The organism is Rhodococcus sp. CX, from assembly GCF_015865005.1.
Classification (GTDB): domain Bacteria; phylum Actinomycetota; class Actinomycetes; order Mycobacteriales; family Mycobacteriaceae; genus Rhodococcus.
On record NZ_JADZGH010000060.1, the window covers coordinates 1 to 6,746 of the forward strand.

Here is a 6,746-nt window from a genome sequence, read left to right on the forward strand (position 1 = left end):
GGCTGCTGTTCGGGCTGCCTCCTGCCGTCGGCGCATTCGTCGTGACCCGCCGGCATCTGCGCCTCGACGGCACGGTGCTCGTGGCGTCGGGACCGGTTCGTTCGCGCAGCGTGGACCTGCGGCACCTGGCCGGTGTCGAGTTGCTCGTGCGTGTCGCGCGAGTGAGTCAGGTGATCCTCCGCGTCAACGACGGCGAGCACGGGCTCGTATCGGTGCCGCTGGCGTTGTACGCGGACGGCGGCGGACGCGAACTCGACGTGCTCGCGCTGCGTCGGCTCGCCGATGCCCTCGCCACCGCCGAGGTGGCGCCGGCCGCCGCGGTGTCGTCGGTCCTCGTCGAACAGTTGCGGGCCGAGGCGCGCAGCGCGGCGGTGGGGGAGCGGCCGCTGTACCGGGCGGTCGAACTGGCCCGCAACGCGGGCCGGGTGCCGCAGACGACCCTGACCGATCACGAGGTTGCCTCGCTCGTCGACTGAGCGGGGCCGACCGCGCCGACGCTGTCGGGGTCATGCCCGTCGGCCGCGTCACCCCTTCCGGGCCAGCGCGACGAAGGTGCGCATCCCGTGCACGAGGGCGCGTTCGTCGAGGGTGAACTCGGGGCGGTGCAGATCGCAGCGCGGCCCGACCCCGTCCCAGACGCCGAGCCGCGCCATCGCGCCGGGGATCTTTTCGAGGTACCACGCGAAATCCTCACCGCCGCTGGACTGCTGGGCCTCGGCGAGGTTGTCCAGCCCTACGACCGTCTCGATCGCTTCGAGCAGGTCCGAGGCACAATCCGGGTCGTTGACGACCGGAGGAACGCCCTGCACGTACTCGAGTTCGTGCCCGACCCCGTACGGCGCGAGCAGTTCGCCGATGGTGCGCCGCACGAGGGGTTCGAGACTCGCCCAGGTCGCGTGGGACGCGCTGCGCAGCGTCCCGACCAGCTCCCCGGACTCGGGGATCGCGTTGCCCACGTACCCCGCCGAGATCCTGCCCCACGTCAGGACCGTAGCGCTGCGCGCGTCGACGCGCCGGTCGAGCACCGACGCCAGGCCGGTGATCAGCACCGCCGCGGCGTGGATCAGGTCGCCGGTCAGATAGGGCCGCGCCGAATGCCCGCCCGCGGACGACAAGCGCACCGTCACCGCATCGCTCGACGAGGTGATCGGTCCGGCCCGGGTCGCGAGCATGCCGACCCGGAACTGCGGGGCGCAGTGCAGGGCGAAGATCTTCGACACGCCCTCGAGCACCCCGGCCGCGACGACCTCGAGCGCGCCACCCGGCGTCGCCTCCTCCGCGGGTTGGAAGATCAACCGGACCCGGTGGGGCGGAGGGTCTTCGGCGAGCTCGGCGGCCGCTCCCATGAGGATCGCGGTGTGCGCGTCGTGTCCGCACGCGTGGCACACCCCGGGCACCGTCGACGCGAACGGCAGACCCGTGGCCTCGGTCAGCGGCAGCGCGTCGAGGTCCGCCCTCAAGGCGATGCAGTGCGCGCTCGGCGGACCCACGTCGCACCACAGTCCGGTCCCGCGCGGCAAGGTCACCGGCTCGAGGCCCAGTGAGCGCAGATGGTCGCGGACCACCGCGGTCGTGCGGTGCTCGGCGAACCCCAGTTCGGGGTGTGCGTGCAGATCGCGCCGCCACGCCACGAGCTGTTCGAACGAGACGCTCATCGTGCGGCCTCCTCGACCCGGCTCACTCCCAGGTGTGTGGTGAGCCAGTCGACCATCGCCGAGGCCAGGGCACGGCGGTTCTCCCGCTTGACGATCTCGTGGCCCTCGTCGTCGAACAGGAGGAAATCCGCGACGCCGCCGCGGGCGTGCACGGCCGCGACGATCTGCTCGGACTCGCCGACCGGCACGTTGGTGTCGTGCACGCCGTGCACCACCAGCAGCGGAGCCTTCAGGTCGTCGATCCGGTGGATCGGGGAGAGCTCCTGCAGCAGTTCCCGGTCGTGGACCGGATGCCCGTACTTCGGGTAGGCTGCGGCCGCGATCCACGGCTCGGTGTTGGCGTAGAAGCTCTCGAGGTCGCTCATGCCACAGATCGCGACGCCCGCGGCGAACAGCGGGGCATGGAAGGTCAAGGACGCCAACGTGAGATACCCGCCGTAGGAGCGGCCGGCACACGCGATCCGCGCCGGGTCGGCGATGCCCCGCTCGACGAGGAACTGCACACAGTCCGCGACGTCGTCGATGCCGGCGAAACGCCCGTACCGGTCGTCGGCGTGCATGAACGTCCGCCCGAATCCACCCGATCCCCGGACGTTCGGTGCGAACACGGTGATCCCGGCGTCCACCAGGGCGGGGAAGTAGTCGCTGTACCCGGGCCGTTCCTGGGCCTCCGGGCCGCCGTGGAAGTACAGCATCACCGGTCCCGGCTCGCTCCCGCCGCGATAGTGCCAGCCGGACAACGGCATTCCGTCCCGAGCCTCGAATTCGAGCAGCTCCGGTGCCACCGCCGGGTCGATGCGGGTGCGTGCATGCTCGACCGGAACCCAGTCGCCGGAACGGGGATTGACCAGTTCGACCGACGGCGGCATCCCCGGGCCCTCCACCGTCACCGCGAGCAGCGCGCCGGTCGCGCTGAGCGAGAGCTCCGACGCGACGAGCCCGGGCAACAGGATCGGCGGCGCCAGCGAGCCGTCCCTCAGGTCGAGCATCTGTAATTCGTTGAGTCCCTTGATGTTCCACAGGAGGGCCACGGTCGTGTGGTCCTCGCTGACGGCGAACTCGTCGAGGTCCGCGTCGGGCCGCTCGGCAAGGACCCGGTACGACACGCCCTCGTCGGACACGGCGACACCCAGCAGTCGCGCGAACTCGCTACCGTGATCGCTGCGCACCACGGCCCGCACGTAGCGGGTCGGTTCACCGTCGCTGGACGCCCACGGGGACCCGTACCGGTCCAGCCCGCCGAGCAGGCGGTGGTCGTCGAGGATGACCCCGGCATCGGTGGTCGATCCGAAATCGGTGGGCAGCAACGGTGTCCGTGTTCCGTCGGCGCGCAGCAGCAACAGCTCGCGATGTCCGCGTGGCCCGACGCGCAGCAGTGCCGAACCGTCCCACGAATCCACGAGATGTCCACCGACTCGGCGATCGAGCACGACCGACTCCAGCGTCTGCGGATCGATCAGCCGGGATTCGGCGACACCCTCCTCATCGGTCGCGGTCACCGCGACGAGCGGACCGTCCCAGCACACCAGTTCCGTCGAGCCGTCATCGGCGGTGTCGAGCCGCCGCGCGCTGCGGTCATCCGGATCGGTCTGCACCACCCACACCTGGGTGCGGGTGCCGGCGTCGGGAGCGACCTCGAGCGCGAGCCACCGGCCGTCCTCGGAGTGCTGGATCCGCGTGACCGGACCGCTGACGGGCAGGTCCACGCGACGGGAGGGCCCGGCCGACCGGCCGGTCAGGAAGCGCTGCACCGCCCACGGATAGCCGCCGTCGTCGACGATGTGCGCGAACCCGGTCGCATCGGGCGACATCGACGCACCCGACGTGAAACGCACATGCGTAGGGCCCTCCGGTACCGCATCCATCCCGGCTCACTCCTTCTGCACCCGCGCAGGCTGCGCGGTTCTCGTCCCGGTCTGCTCGTCCATCGACTGCAACCACAACTCGAGCAGCGCGACCTGCCAGAGCGCGTTCGCGCCGAGTGTGGTGCGGGTGTCGTTCGGTGCGGCCAGCAGTGCGTCGATCGTGTGCGGCCGGTACAGGCCGCGTTCGCGCGCGGCGCGGCTGTGCAGGGCGTCGCGCACCAGGGTCAGCAGTTCCCCGTCGAGATTCCGGATTCCCGGAACCGGGAAGTATCCCTTGGTGCGGTCGATGATCCGGTTCGGCAGGAGCGCCCGGCTCGCGTCCTTGAGGACGCCCTTGCCGCCGGACGCGAGTTTGAGTTCGGGCGGGCAGGTCGCGGCCAGTTCGACGAACTCGTGATCGAGGAACGGGACCCGCGCCTCGAGGCCCCACGCCATCGTCATCGTGTCGACCCGCTTGACCGGGTCCTCGACGAGCATGACGGTCGTGTCGAGACGCAACGCCGCATCGACCGCGGTATGAGCGCCGGGTTCGGCATGCTGCGCGGCCAGGAACTCGCTGCTCGCGTCGTGGTCGAGATGGTAGTCGGGGCACAGCAGCGCGCCGATGTCGTCGTGGGAACGGTCGACGAACACGCGGGCGTACGTCTCGGCGGACCGGTCGCGCGCGACGCCGAGCATCGGGGGATACCAGTCGTATCCGGCGAGGATCTCGTCGGCACCCTGACCCGACTGGACCACCTTCACCGATCGGCGCACCTCCTCCGACAGCAGGTAGAACGCGACACAGTCGTGACTGACCATCGGCTCGCTCATCGCCGCGATCGTCGCGGGCACGGCCGGCAGCAGACGCGAGGAATCGATGTGGATCTTGTGGTGGGCGGTGCCGAACGTCTCGGCGACCAGATCCGAGTATTCGTACTCGTCCCCGGATTCTCCTGCAGCCGAATCGAATCCGATGCTGAATGTCTCGAGACCGTGCTGGCCCTGCTCGGCGAGCAGCGCGACCACGAGGCTCGAGTCGATGCCGCCGGACAGCAGAACCCCGACGGGCACATCGGCGACCATCCGTCGCGACACCGCGGTGCGCAGGGCGTCGAGCAGGGCGTGCTGCCAATCGGGTTCGGTCCACGAGGCGCGGTCCGGGTCCGGTCCGAACACCGGTTGCCAGTACCGGATGTCGTCACTGCGGCCGTCGGGGCGGATCACCCGCACGGTCGCCGCAGGCAGCTTCCGGATACCCCGGAAGATGGTGCGCGGGGCCGGCACCACCGAATGGAAGCTCAGATAATGGTGCAGCGCCACCCGGTCGAGGTCGGTGTCGACGTCACCGGCGTGCAGCAGCGCCGGAACCGTCGACGCGAACCGCAGCCGGCCCGGGGACTCGGCCAGATACAGCGGTTTGATCCCGAGCCGGTCGCGCGCGAGGGTGACCACCCCGGTGTCGGTGTCGGCGATCGCGAACGCGAACATCCCGGCGAAGCGGCGCACACAGTCCGTGCCCCACCGATCGAATGCCTTGAGCACCACCTCGCTGTCCGCGGTGGAGAAGAACCGGTAGCCGGCCGCCTCCAGCTCGGCGCGCAACTGCCGGTAGTTGTAGATGCACCCGTTGAACACGAGCGCGAGCCCGAGGTCGCTGTCGATCATGGGCTGGCGGCCGCGCGGGGACAGATCGATGATGCTCAGCCGACGGTGTCCCAGGGCGATCGACTCCTGCACGTACATTCCGCCGGAGTCGGGGCCGCGCGGTGCCATCGACGCGGTCATCCGGGACACGGCACCGGTGTCGGCGGGCTTGCCGTCGAACCGGATCTCGCCGCACACCCCGCACACGTCAGCGCTCCCTCCGGCCGGTAGGCGGCCCGCCCGCCGACCGAAGGATCCAGGTGTCCTTGCCGCCGCCGCCCTGGGAAGAATTGACGATCATGCTTCCGGCGGGTGCCACGCGGGTCAGCGCCACCGGCGCGACATGCGCGGTGACCGCCTCGCCGTCGGCGCGCACGTGCACGAACACACGCAGGTCGACGTGGTGCGGATAGAACCCGGTGCCGTCGAACGTCGGGTGCGTGGACAACGGCACCACCTCCTGCGCGACGAATCGCTCCGGCTGCCTCAGCAGATCGTGGCGGCGCCTCGCCAGTTCGGCCGGTGTCGCCTCCGGGCCGATCGTGATCCCGTTGCCGCCGAATCCGTCGATGGGCTTGACCACGAGCTCGGAGAGCCGGTCCAGCACGTGGTCGCGCTGCTCGCGTTCGGCGCACACCCACGTCGGGACCTGGTCGAGCAACGGCCGCTCACCCAGGTAGTACTCGATCAGCGCCGGCACATAAGTGTAGACGGCCTTGTCGTCGCCCACCCCGTTACCGAGGGCGTTGACCACGGTCACGGTCCCCGCACGCAGCGCGCCGAGCAGACCCGGCCGCAGCGGCTGCCCGTCGTAGCCGGTGGAGGACAGCAGCATGTCCTCGTCGACACGGGCGTAGAGGACATCGACGCGCGACCTCGTCGTCCCCCGATGGACGTACACGACGTCGTCGCGGGCCGACAGGTCCTGCGTCTGGGCGAGCGGCAGACCCGTGCGCTCCGCGAGCATGGTGTGTTCGAACCACGCGGAATCCTGCGGGCCCGCGCTCAGCACCACCGCGGCCGCACGGTCGCCGCGGGCCCGGGGCGGAGCGGCGGCCAGCAGCGTTTTCACCATCAGGTCCGTGGTGTCCTCGACATCGAGGACATCGGAGCCCTCGAGGAGTCCGCCGAGGAAGGTGCGGGTCATCGCGCGGTGGGCCAGGGCGTAGCCGACGCCCGACGGCACCCGGAGATTGTCCTCGAGCACCACGAACCGGCCGGGATCGGTCCGGACCAGGTCGATGCCGCAGATGTGTGCGCGCACCCGGTGCAGGTGGGCCGCGGCGCCGCTCCGGCGGAACCCGGGCGCACGGTCGAGCACCTCCGCCGGCATCACACCGTCCCGGATCACCGCGGCGTCCCCGTACACGTCGACGAGGAACGCGTTGAGTGCCAGCGCGCGCTGCTCGAGCCCGGGAACCAGGTGTTCCCACTGCTCGGCCGTGATGATCCGGGGCACCACATCCATCGGGAAGACCCGTGCCCGGGCCTCGCCGCTGACCCGGAACACCACCCCGTCGAGGCCCTGCTCGCGGTCGATGTCGTCCTGCGCCGTCCGCAGCGTATCGGCTCCGAGCCGCGCCAGCGTGGTGAGCACGTG

At 70.6% G+C, this 6,746-nt stretch carries 5 protein-coding genes; 1 reads left to right on the plus strand and 4 read right to left on the minus strand.

What is annotated here, in order from left to right; genetic code table 11:
• On the plus strand, window positions 1-476 hold a 476-nt coding region (locus I0Q12_RS05925), incomplete at its 5' end, for a hypothetical protein (protein WP_197251059.1).
• Between the two features lie 48 nt (window positions 477-524).
• Here the strand turns inward: I0Q12_RS05925 and I0Q12_RS05930 are convergent.
• The 4 genes from I0Q12_RS05930 to I0Q12_RS05945 form a co-directional block, all read right to left on the minus strand.
• Window positions 525-1,655 carry an amidohydrolase gene (locus I0Q12_RS05930; RefSeq protein WP_197251060.1) on the minus strand — a complete coding sequence of 377 codons (1,131 nt, stop codon included), beginning with the start codon at window positions 1,653-1,655 and terminating at the stop codon, window positions 525-527.
• Window positions 1,652-3,520: a S9 family peptidase gene (locus tag I0Q12_RS05935; RefSeq protein WP_231610097.1), complete on the minus strand. Its 1,869-nt coding sequence runs from the start codon at window positions 3,518-3,520 to the stop codon at window positions 1,652-1,654. The genes I0Q12_RS05930 and I0Q12_RS05935 overlap by 4 nt, the downstream gene beginning before the upstream one ends.
• A 6-nt stretch (window positions 3,521-3,526) precedes the next feature.
• The gene (locus I0Q12_RS05940) at window positions 3,527-5,353 is read right to left on the minus strand and encodes an N-acetylglutaminylglutamine amidotransferase (RefSeq protein ID WP_197251061.1); all 1,827 of its coding nucleotides are present in this window, start codon (window positions 5,351-5,353) and stop codon (window positions 3,527-3,529) included.
• A gap of 1 nt (window position 5,354) precedes the next feature.
• A partial coding sequence (locus I0Q12_RS05945; RefSeq protein ID WP_197251062.1) for a circularly permuted type 2 ATP-grasp protein occupies window positions 5,355-6,746 on the minus strand: 1,392 nt, incomplete at its 5' end.

Excerpts from the sequence above, each read along its gene's own strand:
- I0Q12_RS05930 (WP_197251060.1), bottom strand. The coding sequence starts at position 1,655 with ATGAGCGTCTCGTTCGAACAGCTCGTGGCGTGGCGGCGCGATCTGCAC.
- I0Q12_RS05935 (WP_231610097.1), bottom strand. The coding sequence starts at position 3,520 with ATGGATGCGGTACCGGAGGGCCCTACGCATGTGCGTTTCACGTCGGGT.